Origin of the sequence: Azospirillum lipoferum (assembly GCF_024170005.1) — a bacterium.
GTDB lineage: Bacteria > Pseudomonadota > Alphaproteobacteria > Azospirillales > Azospirillaceae > Azospirillum > Azospirillum lipoferum.
Genome location: NZ_JALJXJ010000002.1, coordinates 492581 through 510244, shown reverse-complemented (window position 1 = coordinate 510244; position 17664 = coordinate 492581). Strand labels below are relative to the sequence as shown.

At 64.8% G+C, this 17664-nt stretch carries 14 protein-coding genes; 4 read left to right on the top strand and 10 right to left on the bottom strand.

The window, feature by feature from the left end; genetic code table 11:
• Positions 1 to 79: 79 nt before the first annotated feature.
• The 5 genes from ychF to J2848_RS06260 form a co-directional block, all read right to left on the bottom strand.
• Complete coding sequence (ychF, locus tag J2848_RS06280; RefSeq protein WP_149229974.1) at positions 80 to 1180, bottom strand: redox-regulated ATPase YchF; 1101 nt, start codon at positions 1178 to 1180, stop codon at positions 80 to 82.
• Between the two features lie 103 nt (positions 1181 to 1283).
• Positions 1284 to 1856, bottom strand: coding sequence for an aminoacyl-tRNA hydrolase (gene pth / locus J2848_RS06275; RefSeq protein ID WP_149229975.1), 573 nt, complete (start codon positions 1854 to 1856; stop codon positions 1284 to 1286).
• A 93-nt stretch (positions 1857 to 1949) separates the two neighbouring features.
• Entirely contained in the window at positions 1950 to 2546 is a 597-nt protein-coding gene (locus tag J2848_RS06270) for a 50S ribosomal protein L25/general stress protein Ctc (RefSeq protein WP_149229976.1), read from the bottom strand.
• A 139-nt stretch (positions 2547 to 2685) separates the two neighbouring features.
• Positions 2686 to 3441, bottom strand: a complete 756-nt coding sequence (locus J2848_RS06265) for an FkbM family methyltransferase (protein WP_149229977.1) — start codon at positions 3439 to 3441, stop codon at positions 2686 to 2688.
• A 332-nt stretch (positions 3442 to 3773) separates the two neighbouring features.
• Complete coding sequence (locus J2848_RS06260) at positions 3774 to 6830, bottom strand: transglycosylase domain-containing protein (protein ID WP_149229978.1); 3057 nt, start codon at positions 6828 to 6830, stop codon at positions 3774 to 3776.
• A gap of 311 nt (positions 6831 to 7141) precedes the next feature.
• Here J2848_RS06260 and J2848_RS06255 point away from each other — a divergent pair, with 311 nt between their 5' ends.
• Complete coding sequence (locus J2848_RS06255) at positions 7142 to 7348, top strand: hypothetical protein (protein WP_149229979.1); 207 nt, start codon at positions 7142 to 7144, stop codon at positions 7346 to 7348.
• 866 nt (positions 7349 to 8214) lie between these two features.
• On the opposite strand, the gene hisS is transcribed toward J2848_RS06255, so the two are convergent.
• Positions 8215 to 9564: a histidine--tRNA ligase gene (gene hisS / locus J2848_RS06250; protein ID WP_149229980.1), complete on the bottom strand. Its 1350-nt coding sequence runs from the start codon at positions 9562 to 9564 to the stop codon at positions 8215 to 8217.
• Between the two features lie 206 nt (positions 9565 to 9770).
• Here hisS and J2848_RS06245 point away from each other — a divergent pair, with 206 nt between their 5' ends.
• Together J2848_RS06245 and pyrC are read left to right on the top strand one after the other, a co-directional pair.
• Positions 9771 to 10334 carry a hypothetical protein gene (locus J2848_RS06245; protein WP_149229981.1) on the top strand — a complete coding sequence of 188 codons (564 nt, stop codon included), beginning with the start codon at positions 9771 to 9773 and terminating at the stop codon, positions 10332 to 10334.
• 166 nt (positions 10335 to 10500) lie between these two features.
• Positions 10501 to 11556 carry a dihydroorotase gene (gene pyrC, locus J2848_RS06240; RefSeq protein ID WP_149229982.1) on the top strand — a complete coding sequence of 352 codons (1056 nt, stop codon included), beginning with the start codon at positions 10501 to 10503 and terminating at the stop codon, positions 11554 to 11556.
• 41 nt (positions 11557 to 11597) lie between these two features.
• Here the strand turns inward: pyrC and xseA are convergent, their stop codons facing one another.
• Positions 11598 to 13214 (bottom strand): exodeoxyribonuclease VII large subunit, encoded by a 1617-nt coding sequence (gene xseA / locus J2848_RS06235; RefSeq protein WP_149229983.1) that lies wholly within the window; start codon positions 13212 to 13214, stop codon positions 11598 to 11600.
• 73 nt (positions 13215 to 13287) lie between these two features.
• Between xseA and purD the strand changes: the two genes are divergently transcribed.
• A complete protein-coding gene (gene purD, locus J2848_RS06230) occupies positions 13288 to 14574 on the top strand; it encodes a phosphoribosylamine--glycine ligase (protein WP_149229984.1) in 1287 nt (428 codons plus the stop codon).
• A 25-nt stretch (positions 14575 to 14599) separates the two neighbouring features.
• Here purD and J2848_RS06225 read toward each other — a convergent pair whose 3' ends face one another.
• The 3 genes from J2848_RS06225 to J2848_RS06215 form a co-directional block, all read right to left on the bottom strand.
• A complete protein-coding gene (locus J2848_RS06225) occupies positions 14600 to 15211 on the bottom strand; it encodes a Holotricin-3 precursor (RefSeq protein WP_149229985.1) in 612 nt (203 codons plus the stop codon).
• A gap of 199 nt (positions 15212 to 15410) precedes the next feature.
• Positions 15411 to 16916 (bottom strand): methyl-accepting chemotaxis protein, encoded by a 1506-nt coding sequence (locus tag J2848_RS06220; RefSeq protein ID WP_149229986.1) that lies wholly within the window; start codon positions 16914 to 16916, stop codon positions 15411 to 15413.
• Positions 16917 to 17158: 242 nt separating this feature from the next.
• Positions 17159 to 17611 carry a nucleoside deaminase gene (locus tag J2848_RS06215; protein WP_149229987.1) on the bottom strand — a complete coding sequence of 151 codons (453 nt, stop codon included), beginning with the start codon at positions 17609 to 17611 and terminating at the stop codon, positions 17159 to 17161.
• Positions 17612 to 17664: the final 53 nt, after the last annotated feature.

The window sequence follows — 17664 nt, the reverse complement described above, 5'->3', positions numbered from 1 at the left end:
GCGTGCGGATTGTTACGACAATATGACAGTTGGGTGACAGCGGAGGTGGAATGGGGGCGACGGCGTCGCCCCGCGTCCATTAGACATTGAAGCGGAAGTGGAAGATGTCGCCGTCCTGGACGACATATTCCTTACCTTCCTGGCGCATCTTGCCGGCGTCCTTCGCCCCCTGCTCGCCACCCAGCGTGACGAAGCTGGTGTAGTCGATGGTCTCGGCGCGGATGAAGCCGCGTTCGAAGTCGGTGTGGATGACGCCGGCGGCCTCCGGGGCCTTGGCGTTGCGGCGCACGGTCCAGGCCCGCGTCTCCTTCGGGCCGACGGTGAAGAAGGTGATCAGGTCCAGCAGTTTGAAGCCGGCCCGGATCAGCTTGTTCAGGCCGGTTTCCTCCAGCCCCATCGATTCCAGGAACTCGGCCTTCTCGGTCGGGTCGGAGAGCTGGGCGACCTCGGACTCGATGGCGGCGGAGATGACGACGACCTCGGCGTTCTCGGCCTTGGCCTTTTCGGCGACCTTGGCGGAGAAGGCGTTGCCGGTGGCGGCCGACGCCTCTTCGACGTTGCAGACATAGAGCACCGGCTTGTCGGTCAGCAGCATGAACTGCTTGAACACCGGCTTCTCGTCGTCCGACAGCTCGACCACGCGGGCGGGTTTGCCGTCCTGGAGCACCTTCAGGGCGCGTTCCATCAGGTCGGCCTTGACCTTGCTGTCCTTGTCGCCACCCTTGGCCTTCTTCTGAAGGCTGGTCAGCTGGCGTTCCAGGCTTTCCATGTCGGCGAGCATCAGCTCGGTCTCGACCACCTCGGCGTCGCGCAGCGGATCGACGTTGCCCTCGACATGGGTGATGTCGTCGTCCTCGAAGCAGCGCAGCACATGGACGATGGCATCGACCTCGCGGATGTTGGCGAGGAACTGGTTGCCCAGCCCTTCACCTTTCGACGCGCCGCGGATCAGGCCGGCGATGTCCACGAACTCCAGCTGGGTCGGGACGATCTTCTGCGACTTGGCGATCTCCGCCAGCTTGTCCTGCCGCGGGTCGGGCACGCCGACGCGGCCGACGTTCGGCTCCTTGGTGCAGAAGGGGAAATTCGCCGCCTCGGCCGCCTGGGTGGCGGTCAGCGCGTTGAAAAGGGTCGACTTGCCGACGTTCGGCAGGCCGACGATGCCGCAATTGAAGCCCATGGGTGGGTGCTCGCCGTCGGAAATGCTGGAATTGAGCCGCTTTATCCTACGATGGGGGACAAAGCGCAAACGCGAAGTGGGGGAGGGCGGAAGCGGGCAGGGGCTATTTGCCCTGCGTCGCCACCGTCACCTTGTTCATGAACAGCTCCGGCTGGCCATCCACGATCAGAGGCAAATTGTCGGAGACGGCGTCGAGCAGCGGACCGATCCAGCCCTGGTCAGCCTTGGCGAAGTCGTGCAGGACATAGCCGCTGACCAGATCCTTGTTGCCGGGATGGCCGATGCCGAGGCGGATGCGCCAGTATTCCTTGCCGATATGCGCGTCGATGGAGCGCAGGCCGTTGTGGCCGCCGTGGCCGCCGCCCTTCTTCACCCGGATCTTGCCGGGGGGCAGGTCCAACTCGTCATGGATGACAACGACGTTCTCGGGCTTCAGCTTGAAGAACTGCAGGGCGGCCACCACCGACTGGCCGGAGAGGTTCATGAAAGTGGCGGGCTCCAGCGCCAGCACCTTGTCGCCGGCGACGGTGCCCTCGGCGGTCTGGCCCTGGAAACGCTTCTTCCATGGGGTGAAGCGGTGGCGCTGGGCGATGGTCTCTACCGCCATGAAGCCGATGTTGTGGCGGTTGCGGGCATATTCGTTGCCGGGGTTGCCCAGTCCGACCAGAAGCAGCATGTCCCTAACCCCTCCGGCAAGCGCACTCCACAAAACGAAGCGGGGGGCCGAAGCCCCCCACCGTAACCATCTTCAAAGGTCGAACGCTCCCGATCAGGCAGCGGCGCCCTCTTCCGACTTCAGGCCCGACGGGGCAACGATGGTCGCGATGGTGAAATCGCGGTCGGTGATCGTCGAGGTCACACCCTCCGGCAGCTTGACAGCGGAGATGTGGATCGAGTCGCCAACATCGAAGCCTTCGCACGAGATGGTGATGTGCTCGGGGATGTTGTCGGCCGGGCAGCTCAGCTCCAGCTCGTGACGGACGATGTTCAGCACACCGCCGCGCTTCAGGCCGGCCGACTTGTCCTGGTCGGCGAACTCGACCGGAACCTGCACGTTGATGCGGGTGTCGGAGGACACGCGCAGGAAGTCGACATGCAGCGGGACATCGGTCACCGGGTGGAACTGCACGTCGCGCGGCAGGACGCGATGGGCGGTGCCGTCGACGGTGACGTCGAACAGGTGCGTGAAGAAGCCCGGCTGATGCAGGACGCGGGTGAACTCGAACTTCTCGAGCGAAATGGTGACAGGAGCCTGCTTACCACCGTAGATGACGGCCGGAATACGGCCGTCACGGCGGGTCTGGCGGGCGGTCCCCTTGCCGGCCCGTTCGCGCGTCTCAGCGCCGAGCGGAATGATCTTGGTCATGACGATGCTCCAAAACGAAAAGGGCGCCGGCCTCCAGGGGTGCCGACGCGTGCGCGGCGTGCTTACGGCAATCCGGCGGGCGCGTCAAGGTCCGCGGCGGGAATTTCGCCGGGGCCGGGTTGCCATGATCATGGCTGCGTTATTGGCGGAAGTGTCTGGCATAGACATCTTTGCGGACGCAAACGATATTCTGGAACGCGAAGATCTCGCAGAAAATCGGATTGTAATCCGTGATTGTGATTACGTTTTTGGGAAGCAGGCGCATGAATCGATAGTCGGGGAGAAAATCCCAGAAGTCTTTGAAAAAAGTCCGCGAGATAACATGGGTTTCATTGAATTCAAACTGAATGGCGTCGACGCGGCCGTCAGCGATGGTCTTGGCTGCCCCATGAAGCACGGACAGCTCATGTCCTTCAGTATCGATCTTCAAGAAATCGATATGATCCACTCCCAAATTGGGCAGCAGATCATCAAGCCGACGGATTGGAACCTCTATGGTTTTCGATGTGCCCTTGTGGATCTGATGGATGACATCTTTGTAAACGGTGGCATGTGCGGTGCCATCCCGATCCGCATAATCGTAGAAGCGTGTCGTCCCGTTTTCGTCACCTAGCGCTGTTTGGATCAGAGTGGCGCCAGTTCCAGCCAGAGTGGACTTCAAGCGCTCAAAAGAACTTGGATGCGGCTCGAAGGCAAAGAGACGAGCCGAAGGACTGATGGCGCGCACGCCGGATGAGTAGTCCCCATTGCATGCTCCCACATCAAAAACGATGGGATTTGGTCGGATGGGTAAATAGCGTTCCAAAAAGTATTTCTCGCCAGTCTCCTCCATGCTTCCCGAGTTCAGGATGCCGACCTGATTCAGGGCTGCGTAAAATCCATTGATCTCAGACATGTAGAAGGACAGCCTTTCCTGAGGAAAATTGCGCGTGCCTGAAGGATAACGGAGCTAATATCACAGCGCGCGCGTGGATGGTAGGGGAGGTGCGATTACACAACATCAAAGGAAGAAAATCGTAGTAAACTATCGCTCTGCTGAAAGCTGGGGCGACCTCAAGCCGTGGCGGAGGCAGGCGTTTCCAGCGCCGATGTGGCTTCATGTCACGGTGGTTTACGGCGGCGAAATTCACGGTTACAGACGATCCTCAACGGCCTGACCGGAAACTGCAGCAGAGGTCGGCGGCGGACGAAATGCTGCACCCCAGGCGGGCGGCCCCGTTGCATGCCTTACAGCCCGGTCGGCGTGGGGCGGGTGTCGGCGGTCCTGGTTGAGCCCTGATCAATCAGCGGCTGGAGCGCCGGAGCAAGGCTTTTCAGCAGCTGGGCGGGCAGGGCGCTGGTGAAGCGGTAATCGTCGGCCTCCGGCCCATGGACGAAGGCGGTCATGGTGCCGAAGAAGCGGTCGCCGATGTAGAAGACGAAGGTGGCGGTGCGGTTGACCGCCTTCGATTCGATCAGCACGCCGCCCGGACCCCAGCGGTCGAGCCGGTGGTCGCCGGTGCCTGTCTTGCCGCCCATTGGGATCGGGGCGCCGGACGGATCCTTGAAGGAGCCCCAGACCCGCTTGGCGGTGCCGTTCTGCGCCACGTCCATCAGGGCGCGGCGCAGGGTGGCGCAGACCTCCGGCCGCAGCACGCGCTCGCCCTTCATCGGTCCCAGCCCGAGCTTCGCCTCGTAGGGCGTGCCGGCGGCGAAATGAAGCGAGCGGATCTTCACCGTCGGCTGGCGCACCCCGTCGTTCAGGATCAGCCCCATCAGCTCCGCCAGCGCCGCCGGACGGTCGGCCGAGCTGCCGATGGCGGTCGCCAGCGACGGCACCAGCGTTTCGAACGGATAGCCGACGCTGCGCCACTGGGCGGTGATGCGCTGGAACGCTTCCTCCTCCAGCCCGATGCGGATGCGGGTGTTCTGGGCGGCCATGCCCTTCTTGAACAGCCAGCGGTAGCTTTCCTGGCGTTCGTCGGCGCTGGCCGCCAGCACCTCGGCCCGCTTGGCCTCGGGATGCTGCTGGAGATAGGCGACCAGCCACAGCTCCAGCGGATGGACGCGGGCGAGATAGCCGAGATCGTTCAGCGGGAAGCGGTCCGGCCCATATTTGGCATAGAGCGCCGACATCTCGTTGTCGGACAGCACCATCCCCGGCAGCCGGCCGCGCAGGAAGGCGGAGAACTCCGCCAGCCCGGCCTTGGGCCGCACGGTACGGAAGATCACCGCCAGCCGGTGCGGCACCGGGCGCGAGCGGGTCGCCAGCCGGGCCAGGGCCTCGTCCGGGGTGCGCTTGCGGTAATCGTTGTAGAAGCGGTTAAGAAAGTCCGAGCCCTCGCGGTCGGCGAAGCGGGCGAGATAGGCCTGCCGGGCGGGGTGGTCGGGGGTGCGCAGGATGTCGGCGCCGTCGTCCGCCCCCTCGTCCATATAGAATTGGACGACATCGCGCATCAGCCGGATGAAGGGCAGGTTGACGCTGTTCCGCAACGCCTCCTGCACGGTCAGGATGCGGCCGTTGTCGTCCTTGTTGAAGTTGACGAAGCTGTGTTGGCCGCCGCCGGTGAAGAACACTTCGCCGGGGCTGGCGGAATAACGCCGCTCCATCGCCGCGTCCAGCATGGCCGGCAGCCGGCGGTCGGGCGCCGAGGCCAGCCATGCCGTCGCCCAGCGCGTCAGGTTGTCCGACGCCTCGTCCTCGACATCGGCCAGCAGGTCCTTCGGCAGGTGGGCGTAGCGGCTGTGCAGCTCGGCGACGATCTCCAGATAGGTTGCCAGCGTGCGCAGTTTGGCGGTGGAGCCGAGGTCCAGCTTCGCCCCGTCGTTGATGTCCAGCGGCTGATCGAGGTTGTCGGCCTGGACGCGCAGGTAATTGGCCTCGGGGCCGCGCTCGTAGAGCGTGATCGAATAGACCAGCTTGGACAGGTCGTTGTTACGGGCGTCGAGCAGCCGTTCGCCGGTCAATCCGAGCGAGCGGGCATAGTTGGGGTCGTTCAGCCTGCCCAGCACCTCCACCACGCGGGCCTGCGTCTCCGCATCCAGGGTGGATTGCGCGGTCAGGTCGAGCCGGTCGAGGGCGTAGAGGTTCGACACGCCGAGCATGCCGAGCAGCCGGGCGCGGATGGCGTTGGTCGCCTTCTGCTCGACATAGGAGGTGGCGGGGCTGGTCGGCGCCTCTTCGCGGAAGACCAGCGGGGTGGCGAGTGCTGCGTCGCGGAGCGCCGGGTCGATCACCCCGGCCTGGGCCAGGGCGCGCAGATGGGCGTCGGCCAGCCGGTCGAGGGATGCGCGGTCCTGGATCAGGTAATGGGATGGCCGCCGCTGGGCCAGCAGCAGGGCCAGCACCTGCTTATAGGCCAGCGCCTTCAGCTTCAGGGTGCGGGCGTCCGTCATGCCGTCGGGTGCCGGTTCGGCGAGCACGTGCTTGGCGATCGACAGGTCGGTGCCGAACCAGGCCCACAGCCCGTCGCCCAGCCCGTTCACCTCGCCGAAGCCCGGCCGCGCGGTCAGCGGAGTGGAGTTCAGGTAATCGACCAGGATGCGGCGGCGGGCCTCGGTCGTGTCCTCGCCGTCGCTGTAGGCGCGGACGCTGGCGGACGCCATCTGGCGCAGCTTCTCCACGCCGCCGGTGGTTTGGCCGTCGGGCGAATGGCGGTATTTCTCGATCTGGGTGGCGAGCGTCGAGCCGCCGGGGGAACGCTGTCCCGGCCGGATCATCTGCAAGGGCAGCATGGCGACGGCGGCGCCGAAACGGTCCCATTCCACCGCCGGGTTGCGGCGCGGCTGGTCGGCGTCCAGCAGCTCGCGGTTCTCGATGAACAGCAGCGTATCGGCGACCAGCTTCGGCACATCGTCGAAGCCGTCGAACACCCGCTCCGGATAGTGCGCTGCATACATGACGGTGCCGTTGCGGTCGAGCAGGGTCAGCCCGGCCTGCGTCTTCTCGCGATAGATCGGAAAACCGCCGCCGGCCATGAAGCGGTCGAGCATGGGCGACAGCACCGCCTGCTGCTCGATGGCGTAAACGTCATGGGTCAGCGCGTCGAGCTGGCCGGGAAGGGCGGTGTAGCCGAGCCGTTCGTTGTATGGCCCATGCTTGGGATAGCGGGCCTGCGGGTTGGGGCCTTCGCGCAAGCTGACGGTCATCGACTGGGCGACGCCGGAGAGCAGCCGGGCCTGGAGACGCGAGGTCCGCATCTCCTGCCAGCCGGCATAGCCGGCGGCGGCGAGCGTGATGGACAGCGTCGCCGCGATCGCGACCCGCCCGGTCCAACGCCCGACCTGCATCCACCGCTTGGCCATCTCGGATGCGCACCCCCTGCCGCCCGACCCACACGGCCGGTGTCGGTCGGAACGATAGGCGGTTTTGGTTAATGTAATATTAAGTTGCGCTATAGCTCTTTATGCCATCATTTCAGCATTCTAACTTCAAACAGGTCTGAACGATTGTAAACCGATATCGTGTAATAAGAGTCTTTGCTTTGGCCATCTTCTGAGGGATCATGTTCCTTTATGCGGCAGTATTCGCTGTTAGAAGCATTTGATTTTTCAGAGTATCTGGCCACGATGCTCGATGATGTCGAAAACATAATGCAGATTCTCTTGCTTTTCCCATGATCGACAGAATTTATTTGTGCTTTGAAGCTGATTTCAGCGGGGAGGCTTCCTCCCGCGCCAATTATGCGAAGAATGCTTCCGGTAACTATCGTGGCGCCTGGAATGAATATCATTACAATCAAGATGTAAGAAAGGGCGAGTATAGCTTTTATTTTGTAGCTTTTTCCGCTGGTGCATTGGGTGATATGAGCGGCGGCCATTAGAAATATTGTCAGTGCTGATGGGTAGGGAAAATCAACATTTCCTATCGAATTATTCACCATTAATCTAAAATTATAGAAGAAAATAATACTCCATATGTAAGATATTGCATTCACAGAAATTATATTTGCAAAATACAATATGCTTTTTCTGATATCTTGAAGGACTAATTTTGACGCTATTTTGAATACGGTCATTGATGAAAATATGGAACAAACTAGAATTACCAAAGAATTAATAAGAACTACAACTGATAGATTAAGATTGGTTTCAGAGAAGCTCAGGGCAATCAGAAATGCCCAAGATATATAAAGAGGAAAATAGCATATGCAGTATGCTTCTAATCTCCTTCTTCCGGAGGAGGCATGAGACAATAAGCATGGAAAGACTCTTAATAAATTTTGGCATCTCGTAATATTATAGAATGAAGGCAAAAAAATTAAACACAATAAAGAATAAACAAAGATAGCCAGAGTCGCCATAAAAACAGTTATGGTCAGTCCGAATGAGGGGTCAATGGGAGGAAGCGGCGTGTTTGTTTGCAGGCAAAATATAATAATTAGAACCGTTCCAAGGAAGGTCGAAATTAGAGCTGTTGCTTTCCCTATTTCGAATATGGTTGAAGAAAAACGTTTCAAATATTCTTGGTGTTTTTCCAAAATCTTCCCGCCTTATTAGATGAGCTGCTTAGAAATTTTTGCGACAGCTAAATTTAAAATTTAGGGCTGCAAATATATGATGCATCCCGGCAATTTGATTGAGTGATTTTTCATGGCGCCCCCTTGCGAGCCTGGAAGGCGGCTTTATCGATCTTGCGGCCTTCCAGGTGGCGGGTTTGCATCAAATTAAAGTGTGTCTTCCCCTTTTTTTACCCCTCCAGCAATGCCTTCGCCCGCGCCGCCAGCTCCGCCAGCGGCACTTCGACCTGCTCGCCCTTGACCAGATGCTTCAGGGTCGCGGTGCCGCGGGCCTTCTCGTCGGAGCCCATCAGCAGGACGACGGGGATGCCGGCGCGGTCGGCATATTTCATCTGCTTGGCGATCTTGCCGCCGTCCAGCTGGATTTCTGTGTTGATGCCGGCGGCGCGCAGCTCGCTGGCCATGCGGAAATAGTCGGTGGACAGGGCCGGGTCCATCTGCGTCACCAGCACCTGGGCAGTCGGGGCGGCGTCCTTGATCAGGCCGGCCTCCATCAGCTGGTAGAACAGGCGGGTGGCGCCGATGGAGATGCCGACGCCCGGCAGCTTCGACTTGGTGTAGTGGCTGGCGAGATTCTCGTAGCGCCCGCCGGAGCAGACCGAGCCGATGCCGGGATGGTCGTTCAGGAAGGTCTCGTAGACGGTGCCGGTGTAGTAATCGAGGCCGCGCGCGATGGCGAGGTTGATGCGGACCGTCCCTTCCGGCACCTGGAAGGCCTTCAGCCCCTCGATGACCGTGGTCAGTTCGCCGACGCCCTCGCGGAAGAGGGCGGTCTCGATGTCGAGCGCGCCCAGCGCCGCCAGCGTCTCGGCGTTCGTACCCTTCATGTCGATCAGCGACAGGATGGTGTCGGCGGCCTGCTCGGTCACGCCGAGGCCCAGCAGGCTGGCGCGCACCTTGTCCTGGCCGATCTTGTCCAGTTTGTCGATCTCGCGCAGCACCAGCACGCGGGTGTCGGCGTCGGCGACGCCCAGACCGTCGAGCAGGCCCAGCAGGATCTTGCGGTTGTTCACGTTGATGGTGAAGCCGCCGAAGTTCAGCTCGGTGAAGACATGGTGGATGACCGCCGGGATCTCGGCGTCGTAATGGGCGGACAGGCTGTCCTTGCCGATCACGTCGATGTCGCACTGGTAGAATTCGCGGAAGCGCCCGCGCTGCGCCCGCTCGCCGCGGTAGACCCGCTGGATCTGGTAGCGGCGGAAGGGAAAGGCGAGGTCGCGCTCATGCTCCGCCACATAGCGGGCGAGCGGCACGGTCAGGTCGAAGCGCAGGGCCAGCTCCGGCTTGTTGCCCTGCTGGATGGCGCCGGTGGACTGGACGAAATAGACCTGCTTCTCCGTCTCGCCGCCCGATTTGGTCAGCAGCGTGTCGACCGTCTCGAACACCGGGGTTTCGACGGGGACGAAGCCGAACCGCTCGTAGCCGCGGCGGATGGTGTCCAGCATGCGCTGGAAGGCCACCTGCTGGCGCGGCAGCAGCTCCATCGTTCCGGGCGGGGTGCGGGGCGTGATCAGGCTCATCGGAGAGGGTCCGCGCTTGGATAGGAAAAGCGTGGGTTTTCTAGCCCCTTTCGCCCGCCCCGTCACCAGGGCCGGAAAAGCCGGAGATAAATTTTTCGCGCCATGCCGAAAATTTTTTGGAAGGGCGTGGAATGAACCGCAGTGGGGCCGCGTTCATCTAAGCACGATCCCGCAACGAGGATCGCTCACCGAAATGGAGAAATCAAATGTCCGGCACCGTCTTTGGGTCGCGTATCCGCTCGTCCGTTTCGACCTTTGCGTTCGTCGCCTTGATGGCGACGGCTCCCGTGCTGAGCGCGGGCGCCGCAACGGTCGCGCCGGCCGCTCCGGCCACGTCGGCCCCCGCCGTGACGACCGACTCCACCACGACGGCCCCGAAACTCGATCAGAAGCTCGACCAGAAGGCCGTCACCAAGAGCGAGGCCACCAAAACCGAAGCCCCGAAGGCTGATGCCACCAAGGCCGACGCCGGCAAGACCAAGCATGAGCAGGTCGCGGCCACCCCGAAGGCCGAGGTGACCAAGACCCAGACCGATGCCGTCGCCAAGGAACTGGGCGCCAAGCCGACCGATCAGCTTTCGGTCCAGCTCGGCAAGTACCACGAGCAGATGCTGGCCGCCCATGCGCTGAAGGACAGCGCCGCCCGCGACAAGGCGGTGGCCGAGGCCCGGCAGCAGCTCGCCAGCATCGGCGGCAAGCCGGTGACCGCGGAGCAGGCCGCGAAGATCGACGGCATCCTCGGCCTGAAGACCTCGACCACCATCCAGTAAGGTTGCAGGCCGCTGCACCTTCCCGCCCGCCAACGCCGGCCGGCGGACGGGGAGGTGCAGCGGCGCGAGGATGCGGCGTCCCGGTGCTGTTGAGATGCGGCGGCGATGGCGATAGAACGTCGTCCAAGCTCACCGACCCCTCGACAGCAGCGCCGGGACCCGATCCATGCCCAACGAACGCCTTGTCATCCGCCGTCCCGACGACTGGCATGTCCATCTGCGCGACGGCGCCATGCTGAAGGCGGTTCTGCCCTTCACCGCCCGCCAGTTCGGCCGCGCCATCGTGATGCCGAACCTGAAGCCGCCGGTGGCGACGGCCGCCGATGCCGTGGCCTATCGCGGGCGCATCCTGGATGCCCTGCCGGACGGCGTCGCCTTCACCCCGCTGATGACCGCCTATCTGACCGACGGCACCGACGCCGCCGATCTGGCCCAGGGCTTCAAGGACGGCGTGTTCGCCGCCGCCAAGCTCTATCCCGCCAACGCCACCACCAACAGCGCCCATGGCGTCACCGACATCGCCCGCATCGCTCCGGTGCTGGAGCGCATGGCGGAAATCGGCATGCCGCTGCTGATCCATGGCGAGGTCACCGACCAGTCGGTCGACATCTTCGACCGCGAGGCGGTGTTCATCGACAGCATCCTGGCTCCGCTGCTGGAGCGCCACCCGACCCTGCGCGTCGTTCTGGAGCATGTGACGACGGCCGACGCCGTGCAGTTCGTGCGGGCCCATGCCGCCAGCGGCCGGATCGGCGCCACCATCACCGCGCATCATCTGCTGATCAACCGCAGCCACATCTTCCAGGGCGGCATCCGCCCGCATCTCTACTGCCTGCCGATCGCCAAGCGCGAGACCCACCGGGTCGCCCTGGTCGAGGCGGCGATCTCCGGCGAGGGGCCGTTCTTCCTGGGCACCGACACCGCCCCGCACACGGTGACGGCGAAGGAAGCGGCTTGCGGCTGCGCCGGCTGCTTCACCGCCGCCAATGCGCTGGAACTCTATGCCGAGGCCTTCGACGAGGCCGGCGCGCTCGACAGGCTGGAGGCCTTCGCCAGCCTGAACGGCCCGCGTTTCTACAACCTGCCGGTCAGTGAGGAGCGCGTGGCGCTGGAACGCCGCCCGTCGGTCGCCCCCGACCTGATCCTGGTCAGCGAGGGCGATGCCGTGCTGCCCTTCCGCAGCGGCGAGACCCTGCGCTGGAGCTTCGCCGGGGTGGTGTGAGGCGAACAGGGCCGCGCTCCGTCCGGGCGCGGCCTCCCTACTCAGAAAAGTGTTCCCTGCACCGGAACCACCCGCGGCTTGCGCGGTGCGGCCTTCTTCTCCGCCTTGGTGTCGGTCGTCGGCTCGTTCGTTGAGTCTACCTTTGTGCCACCATCGACCGTTGCGGCAACTTTGGCGTCACCGGCGAAGACGATGTTGACCGCCAGACCCGGCGTCGCCTGATCGGCGCGGGTCACCGGCCGGCCGTCGCGGTCCTCGACCAGGGCGAAGCCGCGGGCCAGCACGCCCTTGTAGCTGTAGCTTTCCAGCAATTGTCCGAGCGACGCCAGCTTGGCCGCCTTGTCGGCAACGCCCTTGGCATAGCTGCGGTCCAGGCGCGGCGTCAGGTCGGCGATGCGGCGTTCGCCGTCGGCCAGCTTCACCCGCGCCGGGGTCAGCGACAGCCGGCCGGCGACCCGGTCGAAGCGCCCGCCCGCGGTGGTCACCGCGTGGCGCAGGGCCGAGTCGAGCGCGCGGCTCTCCGATGCCAGTTTCTGCTCCGCCTGGGCCAGCTTCTCGCGCGGGTGGCGCAGCTTGGCGGCCAGTTCGCCGATGCGGGTGCGCCGCCGTTCCAGCAGGGCCGAGGCTGCGAGGTTCAGCCGCTCCGCCCGGTCGTCCAGCCGCTGGGCATGACCCTCCAGCAGGGCGCGGGGATCGCCCAGGCCGCGGGCCAGCCCCTCCACCCGGTTGCGGCGGTCCTCCACCGCGCGCGAGGCGCTGGCGAGCAGGCGGCGCTCGTCGTCGAGGATCTGCGCCAGCAGCTCGCCGCGTACTGGCACCGCCATCTCGGCGGCGGCTGTCGGGGTGGGAGCCCGCAGGTCGGATGCGAAATCGATGAGCGTGGTGTCGGTCTCGTGCCCGACGGCGGAGATCAGCGGGATGGCGCTGCTTGCTGCTGCACGGACGACGTTCTCCTCGTTGAAGGCCATCAGGTCTTCCAGCGAGCCGCCGCCGCGCGCCACGATGATGAGGTCCGGCCGGGGGATGCGCCCACCGGGCTGGATGCGGTTGAAGCCCTCGATGGCCGCCGTCACCTCGGCCGCCGCGCGTTCGCCCTGGACGGCGACCGGCCACAGCAGGACATGGCGGGGGAAACGGTCGTTCAGCCGGTGCAGGATGTCGCGGATCACCGCGCCGGTGGGGGAGGTGACGACGCCGATCACGTCGGGCAGGAAGGGGATGCGCTTCTTGCGGGCGGGGTCGAACAGCCCCTCCGCCGCCAGCCGGCGCTTGCGCTCCTCCAGCATCTTCAGCAGGGCACCTTCGCCGGCCAGCTCCATCGACTCGACGATCAGCTGGTACTGCGAGCGGCCGGGGTAGGTGGTCATGCGCCCGGTGACGATGACCTCCAGCCCCTCCTCCGGCCGGACCGCCAGCTTCGCCATGGTGCCGCGCCAGCACACCGCCTCGATCACCGCGCTGTCGTCCTTCAGGCGCATGTAGCAGTGGCCGGAGCTGTGCTTCTTCGGCTGGCTGATCTCGCCGCGGACGCGGACGAAGCCGAATTCCTCCTCGATGCTGCGCTTCAGCCGGCGGGCAAGATCGCCGACGGTGAATTCCGGAAGGTTGGAGCCGGGGCGCGGTTCCGGGGCGATGAGGGGGGCGTTTTCGGACGTCATGGCGCTCTTGAGTTGGGGCGCCGCCATGATACAAGGCGCGCAGAATGCAACAAGGCGGAAGGAGCGCCACCCCATGAAAGTCCTCGTCGTCGGATCGGGCGGTCGTGAGCACGCGCTCTGCTGGGCCATTTCCAATTCGCCGCTGTGCGACAAGCTCTATTGCGCGCCCGGCAATGCCGGCATCGCCGACGTCGCCGCGCTGGTCCCCATCGGGTCGGAGGATGTCGACGCGCTGGTGCGCTTCGTCCAGGACAACGCCATCGATTTCGTCGTCGTCGGTCCGGAAGGCCCGCTGGTGCTGGGTCTGGTCGACAGGCTGACGGCGCTGGGCGTCAAGGCCTTCGGGCCGAGTGCGGCGGCGGCGGAGCTGGAGGGCTCCAAGGGCTTCATGAAGGACATCCTGGCGAAATACGGGGTGCCCACCGCCTTCTACGAGCGCTTCAAGGATCCGGAAGCCGCCAAGGCCTATGTCCGCAAGCATGGCGCGCCCATCGTGGTGAAGGCCGACGGTCTGGCCGCCGGCAAGGGTGTCACCGTCGCCCGCAGTGAGCAGGAGGCGTTTGACGCCATCGACGATGCGCTGGTCGGCGGCCGCTTCGGCGCCGCCGGTGCCGAGGTGGTGGTCGAGGAGTTCCTGGACGGCGAGGAGGTCAGCTTCTTCGCGCTGTGCGACGGCGAGAACGCGCTGCCGCTGGCCTCGGCCCAGGACCACAAGGCGGTCGGCGACGGCGACACCGGCCCCAACACCGGCGGCATGGGCGCCTATTCCCCCGCGCCGGTGCTGACCCCCGACCTGCAGGACCGCGTGATGCGCGAGATCATCCTGCCGACGGTCAAGGGCATGGCAGCGGAAGGCAAGCCCTTCAAGGGCGTGCTGTTCGCCGGCCTGATGATCATGCGGACGCCGGACGGCCCGGTGCCGAAGACGCTGGAGTTCAATGTCCGCTTCGGCGACCCGGAATGCCAGACGCTGATGATGCGGCTGAAGTCCGACGCGCTGGCGGCGCTGGTGGCGGCGGCCGACGGGGTGCTGGACAGCATCGACCTGCGCTGGCACGAGCAGACCGCGCTCTGCGTGGTGATGGCGGCCAGCGGCTATCCGGGCGATTACGCCAAGAATACGGAGATCCGCGGGCTGGACAAGGCCGGCGCGGTGGATGGCGTGACCGTCTTCCACGCTGGCACCAAGCGGGCCGAGGACGGCCGGGTGCTGTCGGTCGGCGGCCGGGTGCTGGGCGTCACGGCGCTGGCGCCCACGGTCGCGGCGGCGCAGACGGCGGCCTACAAGGCGGTGGATGCGCTGGACTGGCCGGACGGCTTCTGCCGCCGCGACATCGGCTGGCGGGCGGTGGGGCGCTGACGCGCCCCATGCCTGTTCCGGTCGCTTAGTATCCGCCGGTCGGCAGGCCAAGAAGGCGGTCCACCCGCGCCACCACCGATGCGGTCAGCGGCTTGTTCGCCACGGTGGCGAGATCGGCCCGGGCCGCGTTGATGACATAGGCGCGGGTGACCGGATCGCTGATCGTCAAAGCTTGCCGCATCGCGGCGTCGTAGGTCGCGATCCTGCCAACCATGGACGTCGGAGCGGCATTCGCCCGTGCAGTTGCCGATGCGTGGGCCGCATTCAGATTGCCAAGTTCATTGGCCACCGCGTTGGTCTTCGTCGCGGAGATGTTGGACGGATGTGCAATGGCCGCCGCGTGGATCTGGGCGGCGCGTGTCTTGGTATCCTGGGTCGCATCGTCAGCCCGGCTGGCTCCGACGGAGTCGCCGGTCTGTGCATGGCTGGAACTTTGGGAGTGACCGGCACTGTTGCCGTGGCTGCCGCTATTGCCGCCGGCGTTTCCGCCCCCATGCCCTCCACCATTTCCGCCGCCGTTTCCGCCGCTGCCGCGGGCGAAGGCGGCCGACGATCCGAACCCGGCGAAAGGATCGACGGATGCAGCGGTGAAGACGAGGCTCAAAGCCAAAATCAGGGATGCGGAGCGGTGTTTCATGATTGGTCTCTCCCTTGCGCCCGCGTCTCTACCTCTATCGATCGAGGGGCGGTATGGGCGTGAGATAGGCGCTGGGGAGCAGTTCCGAAACGGTCCTGCCGGTGACAAAATGTGGACCGGTTTCGCTGCGGATTTACGAGAATTGATGCAGTCAACGAAGGAGGGGGGCGCATCGCTGCGCCCCCTTCCCATTTCCGCTTTACGCCCGCAGCCGTTCCGACGTGGTGGCGATGTTCTGCGACACCACTTCGATGTCGCGGACCACACGGGTGACGCTGTGGGCGATCTCCTTGGTCGCCGATTCCTGCTGCGACACGGCGGCGGCGATGGTGGTGGAGATCTGCTGGACGTCGGTGACGATGGCGCCGATGCGGCGGATGGCGTCCACCGCGTGCAGCGCCTCCTGCTGGACCGAGGCGATCTGCGCCGCGATGTCGTCGGCCGCACTGCCGCTCTGCTGGGCCAGCGACTTCACCTCGTTCGCCACGACGGCGAAGCCGCGCCCCGCTTCGCCGGCGCGGGCAGCCTCGATGGTGGCGTTCAAGGCCAGCAGGTTGGTCTGGGACGCGATGCTGTTGATCAGCTTGGTGATGGCGCCGATGCGCTCGGCCGAAGTGACCAGCGCCTCCACCGCGGCGTTGGTGCGGGTCGCCTCCTCCGATGCCTTCAGCGAGGCGCCGGACGCCTCGTTGGCGCGGTTGCTGATGTCGGAGATCGAGGCCGACAGCTCCTCCGTCGCGGCGGCGACGGTCTGGGCGTTGGCGGTGGCGCGGTCGGCGGCGGTGCCGACCTCGCGGTCCAGCGATTCGGCGAGGGTGGCGACGCTGCGGCGGCGCTCTCCGTCCATCTCCGCCTGCCGCAACTCGGCGACCTTCTGGGCGTCGATGTCGATCAGCGATCCGCAGGCGCGCAGCGCCAGGCCGCTGGCGTCGCGGGCGACGCCGCCGATGGCGCGGAACCAGCGATAGCTGCCGTCCCTCATCTTCAGGCGGTATTCCACATCATAGCCGGTGCGGCCGCTGCGGTCGTTCAGGCAGGCCATGAAGGCATCGAAGGTGCGCTTGGCATCGTCGGAGTGCAGCCGGTCGGCCCAGGACCCGACCTTGTCGGGAAAGCCGGTGGTGTCGTCATGGTCGAAGCCGACGAGACGGCGGAACTCCGGCGACCAGTGCCAGCGGCTCTGCGCGTGCATCGGATCGCCATTGTGGAAGACCGCGTCCCACAGCCCGACGCCGGCGTGGCGGTCGAGCAGCTTGGCCCGTTCCAGCTCGTTGCGTTCGGCATCGATGTCGATCAGGGAGCCGCAGGCACGCAGGGCCAAGCCGCTGGCGTCGCGGGCGACGCCGCCGATGGCGCGGAACCAGCGATAGCTGCCGTCCTTCACCTTCAGCCGGTAATTCACGTCATAGCCGGTGCGGCCGCTGCGGTCGTTCAGGCAGGCCATGAAGGCGTCGAAGGTGCGCTTGGCATCGTCGGGATGCAGCCGGTCGGCCCAGGATCCGACCTTGTCGGGGAAGCCGGCGGTGTCGTCATGGTTGAAACCGACGAGGCGGCGGAATTCCGGCGACCAGTGCCAGCGGCTCTGCACGTGCATCGGATCGCCGTTGTGGATCACGGCGTCCCACAACCCGACTCCGGCATGGCGTCCCAGCAGAGCCAGCTCTTCGGCAGCCTGATTATCCTGCGGCTTGCGGAACGACAACATTCTGAAACTCCCGATGGCTGACGTGGTCTGCCGATCATGGGCCTATGTTCGCTGAACAAACACTTAACAGGCTATATCGTATTTACACGAATTGTGTGACCGGTTGCTTCGCTCATGGGATTTTCACCCGTGCATTCTGCGAAACGAACTGAGTTGAGGAACTGTAGCTTTAAGAAATTCCATTGCGGAACTCTGGCAACAACATTGCGGCCCAGATGTCGGCCGGCTGAATGCGGTGGTGTTTAGCGCCGCTCCCTGAAAAATCCCCGCAGCAGCGCGCCGGCCCGTGTCTCGCCGATGCCGCTGTAGACCTCCGGCGCATGGTGGCAGGTCGGCTGGGTGAAGAAGCGCGGGCCATGGTCGACGGCGCCGCCCTTGGGGTCGTAGGCGCCGTAATAGACCCGCCGGAGGCGGGCGAAGCTGATCGCTGCGGCGCACAGCGCGCAGGGTTCCAGCGTCACATACAGGTCGCAGCCGGGCAGGCGGGGTTGGCCGCGCTCCGCGCAGGCGGCACGGATCGCCAGCAGTTCGGCATGGGCCGACGGGTCGCACAGCTCCTCCGTCCGGTTGCCGGCGGTGGCGAGGACGGCGCCGGTCGCGGGATCGACGAGGACGGCGCCGACCGGCACCTCGCCGCGCGCAGCGGCGGCTTCGGCGGCGGCGAAGGCGAGGTCCATATAGCGGGGAGACGGCATGGCCGGGCAGGGTGCCAACCGCCCGCCGGGCGCGTCAACCGGATTCCGGTGCT

What these genes read in the sequence shown, in the direction of transcription:
- J2848_RS06215 (WP_149229987.1), bottom strand. Translation starts at nt 17,611, where the DNA reads ATGCCGTCTCCCCGCTATATGGACCTCGCCTTCGCCGCCGCCGAAGCC.
- J2848_RS06255 (WP_149229979.1), top strand. Translation starts at nt 7,142, where the DNA reads ATGATCGACAGAATTTATTTGTGCTTTGAAGCTGATTTCAGCGGGGAG.
- xseA (WP_149229983.1), bottom strand. Translation starts at nt 13,214, where the DNA reads ATGACGTCCGAAAACGCCCCCCTCATCGCCCCGGAACCGCGCCCCGGC.
- J2848_RS06260 (WP_149229978.1), bottom strand. Translation starts at nt 6,830, where the DNA reads ATGGCCAAGCGGTGGATGCAGGTCGGGCGTTGGACCGGGCGGGTCGCG.
- J2848_RS06225 (WP_149229985.1), bottom strand. Translation starts at nt 15,211, where the DNA reads ATGAAACACCGCTCCGCATCCCTGATTTTGGCTTTGAGCCTCGTCTTC.
- J2848_RS06220 (WP_149229986.1), bottom strand. Translation starts at nt 16,916, where the DNA reads ATGTTGTCGTTCCGCAAGCCGCAGGATAATCAGGCTGCCGAAGAGCTG.
- J2848_RS06270 (WP_149229976.1), bottom strand. Translation starts at nt 2,546, where the DNA reads ATGACCAAGATCATTCCGCTCGGCGCTGAGACGCGCGAACGGGCCGGC.
- hisS (WP_149229980.1), bottom strand. Translation starts at nt 9,564, where the DNA reads ATGAGCCTGATCACGCCCCGCACCCCGCCCGGAACGATGGAGCTGCTG.
- J2848_RS06265 (WP_149229977.1), bottom strand. Translation starts at nt 3,441, where the DNA reads ATGTCTGAGATCAATGGATTTTACGCAGCCCTGAATCAGGTCGGCATC.
- purD (WP_149229984.1), top strand. Translation starts at nt 13,288, where the DNA reads ATGAAAGTCCTCGTCGTCGGATCGGGCGGTCGTGAGCACGCGCTCTGC.
- ychF (WP_149229974.1), bottom strand. Translation starts at nt 1,180, where the DNA reads ATGGGCTTCAATTGCGGCATCGTCGGCCTGCCGAACGTCGGCAAGTCG.
- J2848_RS06245 (WP_149229981.1), top strand. Translation starts at nt 9,771, where the DNA reads ATGTCCGGCACCGTCTTTGGGTCGCGTATCCGCTCGTCCGTTTCGACC.
- pth (WP_149229975.1), bottom strand. Translation starts at nt 1,856, where the DNA reads ATGCTGCTTCTGGTCGGACTGGGCAACCCCGGCAACGAATATGCCCGC.
- pyrC (WP_149229982.1), top strand. Translation starts at nt 10,501, where the DNA reads ATGCCCAACGAACGCCTTGTCATCCGCCGTCCCGACGACTGGCATGTC.